The sequence below is a fragment of the Nocardioides sp. genome, assembly GCF_041913365.1.
In the GTDB taxonomy this organism is placed as follows: domain Bacteria; phylum Actinomycetota; class Actinomycetes; order Propionibacteriales; family Nocardioidaceae; genus Nocardioides.
This window is the reverse complement of record NZ_JAYSFM010000001.1, coordinates 689,691-704,679: the sequence shown is the minus strand read 5'-3', so window position 1 is coordinate 704,679 and position 14,989 is coordinate 689,691. Positions and strand designations below refer to the sequence as shown.

The window sequence follows — 14,989 nt, the reverse complement described above, 5'->3', positions numbered from 1 at the left end:
TCCCTACCGTGGACCCATGACGCCTCTCACCCGCTCGCTGCCCTCCGGATCGACGCCCACCCAGCGCTACGCCGTCGCGCTCGGCGTCTCCCTGCTCACCGTGTTCTTCCTGCTCTTCGGCATCGGCGCGCTGGGGATCGTCGGCGAGGGCGACCGCGACGCGATGTACCTCGTCGGCCCCGCGCTCGCCCTGCTCATCGCGGTGGTCACCCGGTTCCGGCCGACGGGCATGGCGCTGGCGCTCGGTGCCGCCTCGGTGGCGACCGTCGTCGCCGGCACGGTCGCCGTCGTGCTGGTCGCGACCGACCGGGAGACCGCGTCGCTCATCGACGTCGTCGGCATCACCGGCATGTACGCCGTCCTCTTCGCGGTGGCGGCGTGGCTCTTCACCCGGGTCAGGGCGTCCGGCGCCTGAGCGTCGCGGCGCCGAGTGCGAGGGCGGCCAGCCCGAAGCAGGCGACGACGGCCACCGAGCGCCAGATCTCGCCCTGGTCGGCCGCACCGGTGAGCTCCTGCATCGCGTCGACGGCGTACGACAGCGGCAGCAGGTTGCTGATCGCCTCGAGCACACCGGGCATCGCCTCACGCGGCACGAAGAGACCGCACAGCAGGATCTGCGGCAGCACGAAGGCCGGCATGAACTGCACGGCCTGGAACTCGGTGGTCGCGAACGCGCTGACCAGCAGGCCGAGGGCCGTGCCGAGGACGGCGTCGACGATCGCCACCACCCCCAGGAGCCACACCGGGCCCTGGACGTCGAGGCCGAGCAGCCCGACGCTCACCGTCACCGCGAGGGCGGACTGGAGCGCGGCGAGCACGCCGAACGCGAGCGCGTAGCCGAGGAGGAAGTCGAGCTTGCCCATCGGCATCGTGAGCAAGCGCTCGAGCGTCCCGGAGGAGCGTTCGCGCAGGGTCGTCACGCTCGTCACCAGGAACATGACGATGAAGGGGAACATCGCCAGGAGGGCAGGCCCGAACCGGTCGAACAGGCCGCCCGGCAGCTCGTCGAACATCCACCAGAGCAGGCTCATCAGCACGCACGGCACCACCAGCAGCATGGCGAGGGTGCGATGGTCGCGACGCACCTGGGTCAGCACCCGTCCGGCGACCGCCAGGGTGATCCGGAGGTTCATGCCGCCTGCTCCTTCTGGTCCACGAGGTGCAGGAACGCGTGCTCGATGTCCGGGGTGCCGGTGCGCTCGCGGATCTCGTCGGGCGAGCCGTCCGCGATGATCCGGCCCTCGCGCATCAGCAGCAGCCGGTGGCACCGCTCGGCCTCGTCCATCACGTGGCTCGAGACGAGGACGGCCGCGCCCGCGTCGGCGATCCGGTGGAAGAGCTCCCACAGGTCCCGGCGCAGCACCGGGTCGAGCCCGACCGTCGGCTCGTCGAGCACGAGCAGGTCGGGCTTGCCGAGCAGCGCGACGGCCAGGCTGGTCCTGCTGCGCTGGCCGCCCGACAGCTTGCCGACGACCTGGTCGCGGTGGTCGTCGAGGGCGACCGCGGCCACGGCCTCGTCGACGCCCGAGCGGTCGACGCCGAGCACCCGTGCGAAGAACGCGAGGTTCTCCGCCACGGTCAGGTCGTCGTACACGCTGGCGTCCTGGGTGACGTAGCCGATGCGGGTGCGCAGCGGCGCGCTGCCGACCGGCTCGCCCAGCACCTCGACCGATCCCGACCGCACCTGCTGGGCGCCGACGATGCTGCGCATCAGCGTCGTCTTGCCGCACCCGCTGGGGCCCAGCAGCCCGGTGACGCCGGCGGGGACGTCCAGGGAGATGCCCGGCAGCACCTCCCGCTCACCTCGTACGACGACGAGGTCGCGCACCTGGATGACGTTTTTCATCATGTGTTGAATTATGCGCCGGTAGGCGCCCTTGTCAACCCTCCGGCCTCAGTCCCCCAGCGGCGCGAGCAGCGACTTCTGGCCCTCGAACGCGACGAGCAGCAGGTCGGTCATCCGGAACCCGCCGTCCTTCTCCCCCAGGTCGGGCTTGAAGTTGGGGCTGCGGACGATCGAGTGCGTGCTGCCCTCCATCGCGCGGTGGAAGGTCTCCGCGACCAGGCGCGCCCCGACCCCGGCGAGGGTGCCGCCGTTGAGCTCGGCCTCGCGCAGGACGTAGAACCACAGCGGCGTGTCCTTCAGGAAGGCGTCCCGCTGGGCGTCGGTGAGGTCGTCGAGCCTCGCCGACCCCGGCCCGCCTGCGCCGTCCCGCAGCTGTGCCTTGGTCAGCGTGGTGACCGCGACACCCTTCGACCGGAGCAGCGCCGCCATCTGCTGCCCGCTGGCCAGACGCAGCATCCGCGCCCGCACCAGGTTGCGGAAGGCGAGGTTGGCCCGGATCGTGTTGGCGTCGGCGTTCTTGCCCCCGAACGAACCGATGGGCAGCCGGGCGAGCGGGTCGACGAGCCGGGTGTCGATGCGGCGGGCGAGGTTGAACTCCCCCGGCGGCGGCTTGAGCTCGTCGTGGCCGATCTGGGAGAAGCGGTACATCCGGCGCCAGTCGGCGATCCAGTTCGACGGCAGCGTCGGGTTCCCGCCCAGGTCGCCGGCCGTGCGCGAGAAGATGAAGAGGAAGTCGAGGGTGCCCGACCCGTTCGGGAACCGGGAGTTCCAGTCGTAGCCCTCGCGGATCATCGAGTGCCCGAGCCGGAAGGCGGCCACGGAGAACTCGACCGGCATGGTCGGCATGCTCAGCGGGTCGGCGCCCGGGTCGACCACCTTGCGACCGTTGGTGAACACGTCGGTGACCACGCTGCCGTCGCAGATCTTCGGCAGGTAGTCGGTGCGCAGCATCCACTGGTTGTGCCGGACCACCTTGCGCCGCGCCTTCTCCAAGCGGTCGGCGGGCGGCGGCGCGGGACCGCGCCCCCCCACGACCCGGTTGTGGAAGCGGATCATCGCGGCGTGCGTCTGCGCGACGGCGAGGTTCTCGTCGTTGCGGAAGTCCGGGATGTTGGCCGTGCGCGGTTGCGCCGACCCGTCGTCCACGCGCGGCAGGTCGAAGCCGACCCGGGCCTGGTCGCTCCCGAAGCGGGTCGTCTTGCCGACCTTGAGCCGGGTGCGGTCGGCCTCGTAGAAGCCCGCCGAGACCGGGTCGAGCGGGCCGAAGCCGTAGAGGCTGTCGAGGTCGAGCGTGGGCGAGCGGCCCTGCAGCAGGGCCGCCGGCGAGATGTTGTCGCCGAAGGCGACGGTCGTGGCGTCGAAGGTCAGGTCGTGGTCGACGAACTGGCCGAGGTAGGTGAAGCCGGCGGGGATCGAGCCGTCGACCTCCGACCCGCCGGTCATCGCGAGGGCGACCTTGCGCAACGTGGCCTCGGGGAGGCGTACGCCCCGGGGGCCGACTCGCGAGAAGCGGAACGTGGGCGCGGCATCGAGCGCAGGGCCGCTGTCGGCCGTGGTGTTGGCGCGGGCGGTGGTGGGCGGCACGGCGGCGGAGTCGTCAGGACCCACCGTCCCCTCGCCCTCGATGAAGAAGCTCTCGCGCCCGTGGCGAGGCGTCCGTCCTTCTGCGGTGGGTGACATGCCCTTCAGACTGGCGCCGCGGGGTGCCGCGGCGCATCCGTAGGACTGCGGATTCCCGCACCGGACTAGACGGGCTCGACGACTCCTGCCGCGAGGTCGCCGGTCAGGTAGTGCTGGATCACCGGTCCCATCCGGGCGACCAGGTCTTCCGGCGGCATCAGCGCCATCAGCGGGAGCGCCAGGACGTAGCGGGCCACGATCAGCCCGACCACCTGGCTGACCACGAGCGGGATCCGGACCTCGGGCTGGTCCGCGACCAGCCGGCTCAGCACCGGGCCGACCACGACCGGGATGAAGCCCTCCTTCAGCAGCTGGCCGCCGTCCTCGTTGAGCACGGACCGGACCACGGCGAGCAACCGCACCTGGATCTCCGGGTCGTCCCACACGGACAGGAACGTGCGCAACAGCCGCTCGCCGGCGCCGTCCGGGCCCAGCTGCACCACCGGAGCGAGGAGCTCCCGCGGGTCGACGGGCATCTCGAGGGCCGCCAGGAACAGGTTGTCCTTGGAGCCGAAGTAGTGGTGGACCAGGGCCGGGTCGACGCCCGCGGAGGCGGCCACCGCGCGGATGGTGGTGGCCCGGAAGCCCTTCTCGGCGAACGACGCCCGTGCGGCGTCGAGCACCTCCGCGCGGGTGTCCGGCGCCCCGGGGCGCCGGCCGCGGGACGACCGCGTGCTCACTTCGCGGCTACCCCGAGGTGGGCGCGCGCGAACTCCAGCGACTCGGCGAGGTCGGCCTCGCGCTCGGTCCGGCTGGCCGCCCGGCGGGTGTTGATCTCCAGCACCACGTGGCCCGCGAAGCCGGTGCGGGCGAGGTGCTGCAGGAACTCCTCGGCCCGCATCACGCCACGGCCGGGCACGAGGTGCTCGTCCTTGGCCGAGCCGGTGCCGTCGGTGAGGTGGATGTGCCGCAGGCTCTCCCCCATCCGCTCGGCCATCTCGATGACGTCGCTACGCGCGATCGCGGCGTGGGACAGGTCGATCGTGGTGTTGGCGTAGTCCTCCTCGCTGGGGTCCCAGCCGGGGACGTACATCTGCATGCCGCGCCGCGAGGACGCCCGCCACGGGTACATGTTCTCCACCGCGAAGGCGATGCCGGTGCGCGCCTCGAGCGAGGCGATCCCCTCGACGAAGCCGGCGGCGTAGTCCTTCTGCCAGCGGAACGGGGGATGTACGACGACCACGTCGGCGCCGACCGCCTCGGCCATCTCGGCCGACCTCTCGAGCTTGCCCCACGGGTCGGTGCCCCAGACCCGCTGGGTGAAGAGCAGGCACGGCGCGTGCACCGCGCAGATCGGGACTCCGTGGTGGTCGCTGAGCTTCCTGACGGCGTCGACCTGCTGGCTGAGGGAGTCGATGCCGACCATCACCTCGACGGCGTCGTAGCCGAGCGACGCCGCGTAGCCGAAGGCGTGCGCGGTCGACTCGGGATACACCGAGGCGGTGGACAGGCCGATCGTGGGAGCCATCGTCAGCGGCGCCTGGCCACGACCGAGATCTGGTCGAGTCGCTCGAGGATGACGCCCTCGCGCAACGCCCACGGGCAGATCTCGAGCTCGGTGAGGTCGAAGATGTCCATGCACGCCTCGGCGACGAGCGCACCGGGCACGATCTGGTGGGTGCGGCTCGGGGAGACGCCCGGCAGGTCGGCGAGCTCCTCCGGGGAGAGCTCCATCAGCTTCGGGATCCAGCCCGACAGCGTCTCCAGCTCCAGCACGCGCGGCACCAGCGGGCCGTCGCCGCTGGGCGCGGCGCCGCAGATGCGCGCCAGCGAGCGGAAGGTCTTGGACGTGGCCGCGGCCTTGTCGGGCACACCGGGTCGCAGCAGGTGGCCGGCGTCGCGCGCGATCTCGGCGCGGATCTGCTTGCGCAGCTCGCGGATGTCGTCGTTGGAGGGACGCCCGCCCTGGAACCACATCCGGGCCATCCGCGCCGCTCCCAGCGGCAGCGACCACGCCACGTCGGGCGCCTCGTCGGTGCCGCCGGCGATCTCGAGGGACCCGCCGCCGATGTCGAAGACCGCGAGCCGGCCGGCCGACCAGCCGAACCAGCGGCGTACGGCCAGGAACGTCAGCCGCGCCTCGTCCTCGCCCGAGAGCACCTCGAGGGCCACCCCGCTGTGCTTCTCGACGTGCTCGAGGACCTCGTCGGAGTTGATGGAGTCGCGCACGGCCGAGGTGGCGAAGCCGAGCATCTCCTCGCAGCCCTTGTCCTCGGCGATCTCGGTCGCGGATGTACAGAAGTCGGTGAGGGCCTTGATGCCCTTCTTGGTGACGGCGCCGTCCTCGTCGAGGTGCTCGGCCAGGCGCAGCGGCTGCTTGTGCGAGGAGGCCGGCAGCGGGGCGGCGCCGCCGTGCGCGTCCACCACCAGCAGGTGGCCGGTGTTGGATCCGATGTCGAGGACGCCCAGGCGCATGCCCCCCAAACTACTAGGCTTTCCGCGTGCCCGAAGTCGACCTCGTGTTCCCCCGCGCTTTCGTGGAGTTCGCCGATCCGGCCGACGAGACCCAGGTCTTCCGGTGCGACCTGACCTGGCTGACGTCGTCGTACATGTGCATCTTCGGGCAGGGCTGCCAGGGCATCTACGCCGACGCGCCCGACGTCGGCTGCTGCACGCTGGGTGCGCACTTCGCCGACAAGGACGACGAGAAGCGGGTCGCGGGCTTCGTCGCCCAGCTCACCCCGGACGACTGGCAGCTCCACCCCGGTCGCGCGGTGCGCACGTCCGACTGGGTCGAGACCGACGACGACGGCGAGCGCAAGACCCTCGCCGTGGAGGTCGACGGCCAGCAGGCGTGTGTGTTCCACAACCGCACCGACTTCGCCAGCGGTGCCGGCTGCGCGCTCCACGGGCTTGCGCTGCAGCAGGGCCGCAACCCGCTGGAGACGAAGCCCGACGTGTGCTGGCAGCTGCCGATCCGCCGCCAGTTCCGCACGGTCGAGGTGCAGGACGGGACGTCGTACACCGAGGTGTCGATCGGCGAGTACGACCGCCGCGGCTGGGGGCCGGGGGGCCACGACCTGGACTGGTACTGCTCCGGCAACACCGAGGCGCACGTCGCCGTCGAGCCGGTCTACGTCACCCACGAGGCCGAGCTGGTCGAGCTGATGGGGCGCGAAGGGTACGCCGAGCTGACCCGTCATTGCGAGGCCCATGTCAGATCCCGGTCGGCCCTCGCGCTGCACCCCGCGGACCCGCGCTGAGATTGCTCGACGTCAAGAGAACCCGACCCCGATGTGACGTCCGGCAGGTACCCGGCTCACAATCTCTGCATGCGCCTGGACCACGTCAGCTTCGCCGCCGGACCTGATGGACTTGCCAGCACCGCCCAGCGGCTTGGGGGGCTGCTCGGCACCGACTTCGTCGACGGTGGAGTCCACCCCCGCTTCGGCACCCGCAACATGATCCTTCCGCTGGCCGACGACACCTACATGGAGATCGTCGAGGTGCTCGACCACCCGGCCAGCGACAAGGCTCCCTTCGGCCAGGCCGTGCGCGCGCGCTCGGCCCTCGGTGGCGGCTGGATGGGGTGGGTCGTCTCCGTCGCCGACATCGCACCCATCGAGACCCGCCTCGGTCGCGAGTCGGTCAAGGGCAACCGCCACCGTCCCGACGGCACCGAGCTGGTCTGGCAGCAGATCGGGGTCAACGGCCTGATCTCCGACCCGCAGCTGCCGTTCTTCATCCAGTGGCAGTCGCCGGCCGAGATGCACCCCAGCAACGGCGCCTCGGGCGACTTCTCCCTGCACTGCCTCGAGATCGCCGGCGACCCGCAGCGGGTCAGCGAGTGGCTCGGCGAGACCGTCGAGGCCCCGCTGGAGGACGTGAAGGTCGAGTGGGTCGCCCCCAACGGCACCCCCGGCATCGTCGCCGTCCAGATCCAGACGCCGAACGGGCTCGTGCGCCTTTGAGGGTCCGCCCCTCCCCGAACATCTGGAACACCCCCGAGCTCTACGAGCTCGAGAACCGGGCCGCCGACCCGCACGACCGCATCACCACCGCGATGCGCGAGCTCGGTGACTGGGCGGGACGCACCCTGCTCGACGTCGGCTGCGGCAGCGGGTTCCACCTGCCCCTGTGGGCTGCGGCCGCGACCCGTGTGGTCGGCGTCGAGCCGCATCCCCCGCTTGCCGCGCTGGCCCGACGACGTACGCGCTCGCTCGACCGCGTCACCGTCCTCGACGGCGCCGCCGAGGCACTGCCGGTCCCCGACGCCTCCGTCGACGTGGTGCACGCCCGGTGGGCCTACTTCTTCGGCCCCGGGTCGGAGCCGGGCCTGCGGGAGCTCGACCGGGTCGTACGCCGCGGCGGCACGGCCTTCGTGATCGACAACGACCCGACGCGGTCGACCTTCGGCGGCTGGTTCCGGCGCGGCTTCCCCGAGGTCGACCCCGACGCGGTCGAGCGCTTCTGGTCGCTGCACGGGTGGCGGCGCCGCCCGATCGACATGGGGTGGTCGTTCGCCTCGCGCGAGGACCTCGAGGCCGTGGTGCGCATCGAGCTGCCGCCCGCGGCCGCGGAGGAGGCGCTCGCCTCCCACACCGGCACCGAGGTCGACTACGCCGTCAACCTCTGGTGGCGCGACTACTGATCGTCAGGACGACTGCCGGATGGCCAGCGTGGGCTCGAGGAGGACGCCGCGCTCCTCGACCTGCTGGTGCGACAGCAGCGCGCGCAGCGCCTTGACGATCTCGACCGCCACGTCCTCCAGCGGCTGGCGTACGGACGTGAGGCCGACGGGGAAGACCTGGGCCACCTGAGAGTCGTCGAATCCGACCACGGCGATGTCCGTGCCCGGGGCGAGCTGGCGGATCCAGAGCGTGTGCAGCACGCCCATCGCGAGGGTGTCGGAGGCGCAGACGAAGGCGGTGGGTCGGGACTCGTCGAGGAGCACGGCCGCGGCCTCCGCGCCGCTGTGCACGACGTCCTCGACGCGCGACGCGAGGCCCGTGGTGGACAGCCCGTTGGCGTGCATGGTCTGCAGCCACCCGGAGCGGCGGTCCTCGCCGATCGGGGAGTCCTTGCGCCAGCCGATCCAGGCGATGCGCGTGTGGCCGCGGTCGATGAGGTGCTGGGTCGCCAGCCGGATGCCGGCGGCGCCGTCGACGTCGACCCACACGTGTCGGGCCTCGTCGTCGTCCCACGGCCGGCCGAACGCCACGAACGGCGCCCGCTGCTGGCTCAGCCAGGCGGCCTGCGGGTTGCCGAGGTAGGTGTCGGTGACGACGAACGCGTCCACGGCCGTCGAGCGGAGCAGGTTGTCGTAGCCGCCGACCGGGTCCTCGTCGTCGCCGGGGAAGAGGAGGACGTGGTAGCCGACCTCCTCGCTGGCCTCGACCAGCGAGTGCACGAAGCGGTCCATCGCCGCGTTGGCCGTCCCCTCCTGGGCCGGCGCGAAGCGCAGCCCGATGAGCGAGGAGGTGCGGGTGCGGAGGTTGCGGGCCGCGCGGTTGGGCGAGTAGCCGAGCTCGGCGATCGTCTGGCGCACCCGCTCGAGGGTGTCGGGACGGAGCAGGTCGGGGTTGTTGACCGCGTTGGAGACGGTCTGGCGGGAGACACCCGCCCGCTCGGCGACGTCGGCGAGCGTCGGAGGCGTCACCGGCAGCTGGCTGCCGATCCTCTCGTTGCGCCCCATGCCGGCACCCCCTTGATCGATCCAAGGCCGTCAGCATAAGCCGACCCCCGCGCGGCAAATGGACGAAGGGCCCTCGCGAGTATGAGTCGCAAGGGCCCTTCAGGCGACCGGATCATGTGACGACCTCCGGTCGACGACCCTTCACCGCTGATCCCCGCAGCTGCGTCACCCAGCCGCGGCGGCCGGCACGCCGGAGCGTCCCGTCCGGATGGATCCTCGTCTCCGAGCCATCCCGCCTCCCCGTGAAGGTCGGCGTGGGAGAAGTTCTACGGGGTCGGCCCGGAGCCGCGCAAGGGGTCCGGCGCGGTCGATCCGGCCGGGTCCCGTCGTCCACCGGCTGTCCACGGCGAGGCCGCCATCGTCCCCAGCCGGACGGCGTACCGTCCACAGGATCCGGGGCTGCTCCACAGGCGACGTGCCCACCTGTGGACAACTGGTCCAGACCGGACGGCACGACGGATCCTCCCGTCCCGGTGACGCCTCCCCGGGGTTGTCGGTGCCCTCGCCTAGCGTGACGACCATGTCGACGAAGGCCAGGCCCCGCTCCTCCTACCGCTGCTCCGAGTGCGGGTGGGAGACCGCCAAGTGGGTCGGTCGCTGCGGCGAGTGCCAGGCCTGGGGCTCCGTCGCCGAGGCCGGCGCGCCGACCCTGCGGGCCGCGGCAGGGCCGGTCTCCACGCCCGCGGTGCCGATCGGCCAGGTGGCGATCACCGAGTCGGTCGCACGATCGAGCGGGGTGCCGGAGCTCGACCGGGTGCTGGGCGGGGGGCTGGTCCCCGGTGCGGCGATCCTGCTGGCCGGTGAGCCGGGCGTCGGCAAGAGCACGTTGTTGCTCGAGGTGGCCGCGCAGACCGCGCGCACCCGCCAGCGCACCCTCTACGTCACCGGCGAGGAGTCCGCCGCCCAGGTGCGGCTGCGCGCCGATCGCACGGGCGGCGTCCACGACGAGCTCTTCCTCGCGGCGGAGACCGACCTCGGGGCCGTGCTGACCCACATCGAGGAGGTGCGCCCGACCCTGCTGGTGGTCGACTCGGTCCAGACGATCGGCGCCTCCGGCATCGACGGGGTCCCCGGCGGGGTCACCCAGGTCAAGGAGGTCGCGGCCGCCCTGATCCGCGTCGCGAAGACCCGCAACATCACCACGATGATCGTGGGCCACGTGACCAAGGACGGCTCCATCGCCGGTCCGCGCGTGCTCGAGCACCTCGTCGACGTCGTCCTCCACTTCGAGGGCGACCGCAACTCGCGCTTCCGCATGGTCCGTGCGATGAAGAACCGCTACGGCCCGGTCGACGAGGTCGGCTGCTTCGACCTGTCCTCCGAGGGCATCCAGGCCGTCACCGACCCGACCGGCCTGTTCGTCGAGCACCACACCCAGGACGTGTCCGGCACCTGCGTCGCCGTCACGATGGAGGGCCGTCGCCCGCTGCTGGCCGAGGTGCAGGCCCTGCTCACGCCCTCGCCGCTCGAGCGCCCCCGACGCACGGTCTCCGGCGTGGAGTCCTCGCGCGTCGACATGGTGCTCGCGGTGCTCCAGCGCCACGCCCGGCTGCGCATCGCCGGCAGCGACACCTTCGTCGCCACCGTCGGCGGCGCCAAGCTGCACGACCCGGCCGCGGACCTGGCGATCGCCGTCGCGGTGGCCAGCTCGCACCTCGGCGTCCCGGCGCCGCGAGGCGCCGTCGCGATCGGCGAGATCGGGCTCGCCGGCGAGCTGCGCCGGGTGCGCGACCTCCCCCAGCGGATCTCCGAGGCGGCCCGGCTCGGCTTCAAGGTGGCCGTGGTCCCCCGCGGCCGCACCCTCGCCAGCGAGCGCGGCATCCCGAGCCACCGCACCGTCGACGGCCTGCGGGTCATCGAGGTCGACGACGTGTTCGGCGCGCTGCTCACCCTCGAACTCACCCCGCCTCTCTGACCGCAGGCCCCTACACTTCACCCGGACGGTGCACGGGGGTGCGCCGAGACGAATCGTGGAGGACCGGTGGCAGAGCGCATCGACGACCAGCTGCGGCTGCGCGCGACCCTGGCCTCGATCGCACCGGGCACGCCGCTGCGTGACGGCCTCGAGCGCATCCTCCGCGGCCGCACCGGCGCACTGATCGTGCTGGGGCAGGACAAGATCGTCGAGTCGATCTCCACCGGCGGCTTCACGCTCGACGTGCCGTTCACCGCGACCGGGCTGCGCGAGCTGGCCAAGATGGACGGCGCGATCGTGGTCGACAAGGACATCACCCGCATCCACCGCGCGGCCGTCCACCTGATGCCCGACCACACGATCCCCTCCGAGGAGACCGGCACCCGGCACCGCACCGCGGAGCGGGTCGCGAAGCAGACCGGCCAGCCGGTCATCTCGGTCTCGCAGTCGATGCAGATCATCGCGGCCTACGTCGGCGACATCCGCCACGTGCTCGAGGACTCCGGCAAGATCCTCTCCCGCGCCAACCAGGCCCTCGCCACCCTCGAGCGCTACAAGCTCCGCCTCGACGAGGTGTCGGCCACCCTGTCCGCCCTCGAGATCGAGGACCTCGTCACGGTCCGCGACGTCGCGGTGGTGGCGCAGCGACTGGAGATGGTCATCCGGATCGCCCGCGAGATCGAGGACTACGTCCTCGAGCTCGGCACCGACGGCCGCCTGCTCTCCCTCCAGCTCGAGGAGCTGGTGACCGGCGTCGACGCCGAGCGCGAGCTGGTCGTCCGCGACTACCTCCCGGGAGGACGACGCCGTCCGACCAACCCCCAGACGCAGCTCGCCGAGCTCGAGGCCCTCTCGCCGACCGACCTCGTCGACCCCGCCGCCGTGGCCCGCGCCATCGGGCTGGGCGGCGCCGAGCACCTCGACGCCGCCGTCGCCCCCCGGGGCTACCGCCTCCTGGCCAAGGTCCCCCGCCTGCCCACCTCGGTCGTCGACCGCCTCGTCGAGCACTTCGGCGGCCTCCAGCAGCTGCTCTCCGCCGGGATCGACGACCTCCAGGCCGTCGAGGGCGTCGGCGAGCTCCGCGCCCGAAGCGTCCGCGAGGGCCTCTCCCGCCTCGCCGAGTCCAGCATCACCGAGCGCTACATCTGAGACACGCAGCTGCGGCCGAGGAACGAGGTCGCGGCGTGGGCGTGGCCAGATCGAGCAAGCCCCGCGACCGAGGAACGAGGTCGCGACGGGCGCGTCGAGATCTCACCTGGGCCGCCAGACCAGCCGGCGGTGGTGGACGCGGGTTCTGGCGGCCGGGAAGCCCCTCGAACACCGCCCGTTCGGGTGTCGTACGCCGACACGCCCGCCAGCGGTGGTGGACGCGGGTTCTGGCGGCAGGAAAGCCCGCTGGACCACCGCCCACCCGGTGTCGTACGCCGACACGCCCACCGGCGGTGGCGGACGCGGATTCTGGCGACCGGAAAGCCCCTTGGACCACCGCCCACCCGGGTGTCGTACGCCGACACGCCCGCCAGCGGTGGCCCACCCATCTTCGCGGCGTCAGGAATGTCGGTGGACCACCGCCCGCCCGAGCGTCATGCGCCTCAGCACCCATGCGCTCGCCTTCGTATGACGGATCGCGGCGAGGGATATCGACTGCTACAGCAGGCCGCGCTCGCGGTAGAGCGAGGAGCAGGTGTCCTGGATGTACGTGCTGAGGGCCCGGGTGGTGTGGAACTCCTCGCTGCTCAGGCTCGCCCACTCCGCGACGAGGTCGACGTCGTCGGCGTAGTCCTCGGGATCGAAGTCATCGGCGTCGAGGTCTGCCGTCTGCTCCAGCGCCTCCTTGAAACCGGTGCGCGCCTCGTCCGACATCCCGCTCGGGGTGCCCACGCCCTTCATCTCCTCCGCCCACGCGTGGAAGACGTCCGCGACCTCCTCGCCCGTCGGGAGCTGCCGCTCCTGGGTCACGTCGGCCTGCACCTTGGCCACGAGGGTCGTCACCTGGCGTACCCACGTCAGGCAGAAGTCGTCGGTCGTCGCGTCCTCCGGCGCGGCGGAGGCGTCGATGCCGCCGCCGCACCCGGTGGCGAGCAGGCTGAGGACGAGGGCCGCGGCCGGGACGGCGAGGCGGCGGGTGGCGGTCCGGGTCATCCCTCGCCGTTGCCCGTCCCGTCCTCGCCCGGGGTGTGCGTGGTGTCGCCGCCGTTGCCCTTCTTGCCGCCGTTGCCGCCCTGCTGGGGGTCGGCGGTCTTGGTGATCACCCCGGGCTGCGGGGCGACCAGCTCGAACTGCACGTCGGTGCCGTCGCCGCCCAGGGCGGCCGCCTCGACGTGGTAGTAGCCGAGCTTGGCCCACTCCGTGCGGTCCGAGCACTCCTCGTCGGAGCGGCGGGCTGACCAGGTGACCACGACCGGGGTCTCGACGGCCTGCCGGATCACCACGTCCTGCGCCGGGATGCCGACGGGGCACTCGCGCGTGCTCCAGATGTAGTCGTCGCCCGACGTGATGGTGACCGTCATCGTCTCCGGCGAGGCCTGCCAGGTGCACGCCTCGGTGGCGATCGTGCGGAGGTTGATCGTGATCGCGACGTCGGAGCCGCCGGCGGCCGAGGTGATGGCCGGGGTCGCGACGATGTCGGAGTCCGTGCACGGGCCCGAGGGCTCGGCGAGCACCGGCTCAGGCGGGGCCGTCTCCTGGTCCTTGCGGCCCTTCTTGCCCTTCTTCCCGACCGCGGCGGGGTCGGCGGTCGGGCCCGCGGTCGGGGCCTGCGTCGTCTCGATGGTGGCGCCCGCCTGCGCGGCCGTGCCTTCACTCGCGTCCTTGGCGTCGGACGAGCCGCCCAGCACCCGGGCCAGCACGAGGACCAGCAGCAGCGGGACGCCGAGCACCACGAGGCGCCGGGTCCAGTAGACCCGGGCCGGCAGCGGCCCCCGCGGTCGCACTGTCGTCGCCATGGGGTCAGGGTAGGGAGCGAGCGGGCCGTCTCGGCGGAGGCGCACCGGCTCACCTACGATCACGGGCGATGGACGCCCCCTCCCCCAGCGCGCTGCACGAGGCCGTGCTCGACTGGTACGACGACCACGCGCGCGAGCTGCCCTGGCGCGGCGTCGACGCCTCGCCCTGGTCGGTGATGGTCAGCGAGTTCATGCTCCAGCAGACGCCGGTGGCGCGGGTGCTGCCGGCCCACGCCGCCTGGCTCGAGCGCTGGCCGACGCCCGCCGACCTCGCCGCCGGGTCCACGGGCGAGGCGGTGCGCATGTGGGGACGCCTCGGCTATCCCCGTCGGGCGCTGCGGCTCCACGCCGCGGCCGTCGCGATCGTGGAGCGCCACGACGGCGAGGTCCCCGCGGCGTACGACGACCTGCTGGCGCTTACAGGCGTCGGGGACTACACCGCTGCGGCCATCGCGAGCTTCGCCTTCGGCCGGCGCCACGTCGTGCTCGACACCAACGTCCGGCGGGTGCTGGCCCGCGCGGTGGCGGGCGAGGAGTTCCCCGCGGCCGCGGTGACCCGCGCCGAGCGCGACCTCGCGACCGGCCTGCTGCCCGACGACCCGGCCACCGCCGCGACCTGGGCGGTGGCGACGATGGAGCTCGGGGCGCTGGTGTGCACGGCCCGCCAGCCCTCGTGCGAGCAGTGCCCGGTCGCCGAGGTGTGTGCGTGGCGCGGCGCGGGCTTCCCGGCGTACGACGGCCCGCCCCGCCGCGGGCAGGCGTGGGCCGGCACCGACCGGCAGTGCCGCGGCCGGATCATGGCCCTGGCCCGCGAGGCCCATGCCTCGGTCAGCCGCGCTCAGGTCGTGGCGGCCTGGCCGCAGGCCGAGCAGCGCGAGCGCTGCCTCGAGGCCCTCGTCGCCGACGGCCTCCTGACGCAGATCACCCCGGGGCGCTGGGCGCTCCCGGGGTGATCGGCTGAGGTCGGA

16 protein-coding genes are annotated in these 14,989 nt (G+C 72.6%); 7 read left to right on the top strand and 9 right to left on the bottom strand.

All coding sequences use genetic code 11. The features are described 5' to 3' along the window. Nucleotides 1-16 precede the first annotated feature (16 nt). The gene (locus tag ACE3QY_RS03525; protein WP_374454619.1) at nt 17-415 is read left to right on the top strand and encodes a hypothetical protein; all 399 of its coding nucleotides are present in this window, start codon (nt 17-19) and stop codon (nt 413-415) included. Here the strand turns inward: ACE3QY_RS03525 and ACE3QY_RS03520 are convergent. From ACE3QY_RS03520 to ACE3QY_RS03495, 6 genes are all read right to left on the bottom strand, one after another. Next, the gene (locus tag ACE3QY_RS03520; RefSeq protein WP_374454618.1) at nt 396-1,133 is read right to left on the bottom strand and encodes an ABC transporter permease; all 738 of its coding nucleotides are present in this window, start codon (nt 1,131-1,133) and stop codon (nt 396-398) included. The genes ACE3QY_RS03525 and ACE3QY_RS03520 overlap by 20 nt on opposite strands. Beyond that, nucleotides 1,130-1,849: an ABC transporter ATP-binding protein gene (locus ACE3QY_RS03515; RefSeq protein ID WP_374454617.1), complete on the bottom strand. Its 720-nt coding sequence runs from the start codon at nt 1,847-1,849 to the stop codon at nt 1,130-1,132. The genes ACE3QY_RS03520 and ACE3QY_RS03515 overlap by 4 nt, the downstream gene beginning before the upstream one ends. Before the next feature lie 45 nt (nt 1,850-1,894). After that, nucleotides 1,895-3,526, bottom strand: coding sequence for a heme peroxidase family protein (locus ACE3QY_RS03510; RefSeq protein WP_374454616.1), 1,632 nt, complete (start codon nt 3,524-3,526; stop codon nt 1,895-1,897). Nucleotides 3,527-3,591: 65 nt separating this feature from the next. Continuing rightward, on the bottom strand, nt 3,592-4,206 hold the full coding sequence (locus ACE3QY_RS03505) for a TetR/AcrR family transcriptional regulator (RefSeq protein WP_374454615.1): 615 nt from the start codon (nt 4,204-4,206) through the stop codon (nt 3,592-3,594). Next, the gene (locus ACE3QY_RS03500) at nt 4,203-4,994 is read right to left on the bottom strand and encodes a sugar phosphate isomerase/epimerase family protein (RefSeq protein ID WP_374454614.1); all 792 of its coding nucleotides are present in this window, start codon (nt 4,992-4,994) and stop codon (nt 4,203-4,205) included. Before ACE3QY_RS03500 ends, ACE3QY_RS03505 begins: the two co-directional genes overlap by 4 nt. Before the next feature lie 2 nt (nt 4,995-4,996). Continuing rightward, nucleotides 4,997-5,941 carry a Ppx/GppA family phosphatase gene (locus ACE3QY_RS03495; RefSeq protein ID WP_374454613.1) on the bottom strand — a complete coding sequence of 315 codons (945 nt, stop codon included), beginning with the start codon at nt 5,939-5,941 and terminating at the stop codon, nt 4,997-4,999. 26 nt (nt 5,942-5,967) lie between these two features. On the opposite strand from ACE3QY_RS03495, the gene ACE3QY_RS03490 reads away from it, so the two are divergent. The 3 genes from ACE3QY_RS03490 to ACE3QY_RS03480 all read left to right on the top strand — a co-directional run bounded on the left by ACE3QY_RS03490 (nt 5,968) and on the right by ACE3QY_RS03480 (nt 8,117). Continuing rightward, nucleotides 5,968-6,729 (top strand): hypothetical protein, encoded by a 762-nt coding sequence (locus ACE3QY_RS03490; protein WP_374454612.1) that lies wholly within the window; start codon nt 5,968-5,970, stop codon nt 6,727-6,729. 69 nt (nt 6,730-6,798) lie between these two features. Beyond that, entirely contained in the window at nt 6,799-7,437 is a 639-nt protein-coding gene (locus ACE3QY_RS03485; protein ID WP_374454611.1) for a VOC family protein, read from the top strand. Further along, the gene (locus ACE3QY_RS03480) at nt 7,434-8,117 is read left to right on the top strand and encodes a class I SAM-dependent methyltransferase (RefSeq protein WP_374454610.1); all 684 of its coding nucleotides are present in this window, start codon (nt 7,434-7,436) and stop codon (nt 8,115-8,117) included. Before ACE3QY_RS03485 ends, ACE3QY_RS03480 begins: the two co-directional genes overlap by 4 nt. A gap of 3 nt (nt 8,118-8,120) precedes the next feature. Here the strand turns inward: ACE3QY_RS03480 and ACE3QY_RS03475 are convergent, their stop codons facing one another. Continuing rightward, a complete protein-coding gene (locus ACE3QY_RS03475) occupies nt 8,121-9,161 on the bottom strand; it encodes a LacI family DNA-binding transcriptional regulator (RefSeq protein WP_374454609.1) in 1,041 nt (346 codons plus the stop codon). A 520-nt stretch (nt 9,162-9,681) separates the two neighbouring features. Here ACE3QY_RS03475 and radA point away from each other — a divergent pair. Both radA and disA read left to right on the top strand, forming a co-directional pair. Then, complete coding sequence (gene radA, locus ACE3QY_RS03470; protein WP_374454608.1) at nt 9,682-11,076, top strand: DNA repair protein RadA; 1,395 nt, start codon at nt 9,682-9,684, stop codon at nt 11,074-11,076. A 66-nt stretch (nt 11,077-11,142) separates the two neighbouring features. After that, entirely contained in the window at nt 11,143-12,225 is a 1,083-nt protein-coding gene (gene disA, locus ACE3QY_RS03465; protein WP_374454607.1) for a DNA integrity scanning diadenylate cyclase DisA, read from the top strand. Nucleotides 12,226-12,723: 498 nt separating this feature from the next. Here the strand turns inward: disA and ACE3QY_RS03460 are convergent, their stop codons facing one another. Next, a complete protein-coding gene (locus ACE3QY_RS03460) occupies nt 12,724-13,218 on the bottom strand; it encodes a hypothetical protein (RefSeq protein ID WP_374454606.1) in 495 nt (164 codons plus the stop codon). Next, nucleotides 13,215-14,021: a hypothetical protein gene (locus tag ACE3QY_RS03455; protein WP_374454605.1), complete on the bottom strand. Its 807-nt coding sequence runs from the start codon at nt 14,019-14,021 to the stop codon at nt 13,215-13,217. The genes ACE3QY_RS03460 and ACE3QY_RS03455 overlap by 4 nt, the downstream gene beginning before the upstream one ends. A 68-nt stretch (nt 14,022-14,089) precedes the next feature. Between ACE3QY_RS03455 and ACE3QY_RS03450 the strand changes: the two genes are divergently transcribed. Beyond that, nucleotides 14,090-14,974 carry an A/G-specific adenine glycosylase gene (locus tag ACE3QY_RS03450; RefSeq protein ID WP_374454604.1) on the top strand — a complete coding sequence of 295 codons (885 nt, stop codon included), beginning with the start codon at nt 14,090-14,092 and terminating at the stop codon, nt 14,972-14,974. Nucleotides 14,975-14,989 lie beyond the last annotated feature (15 nt).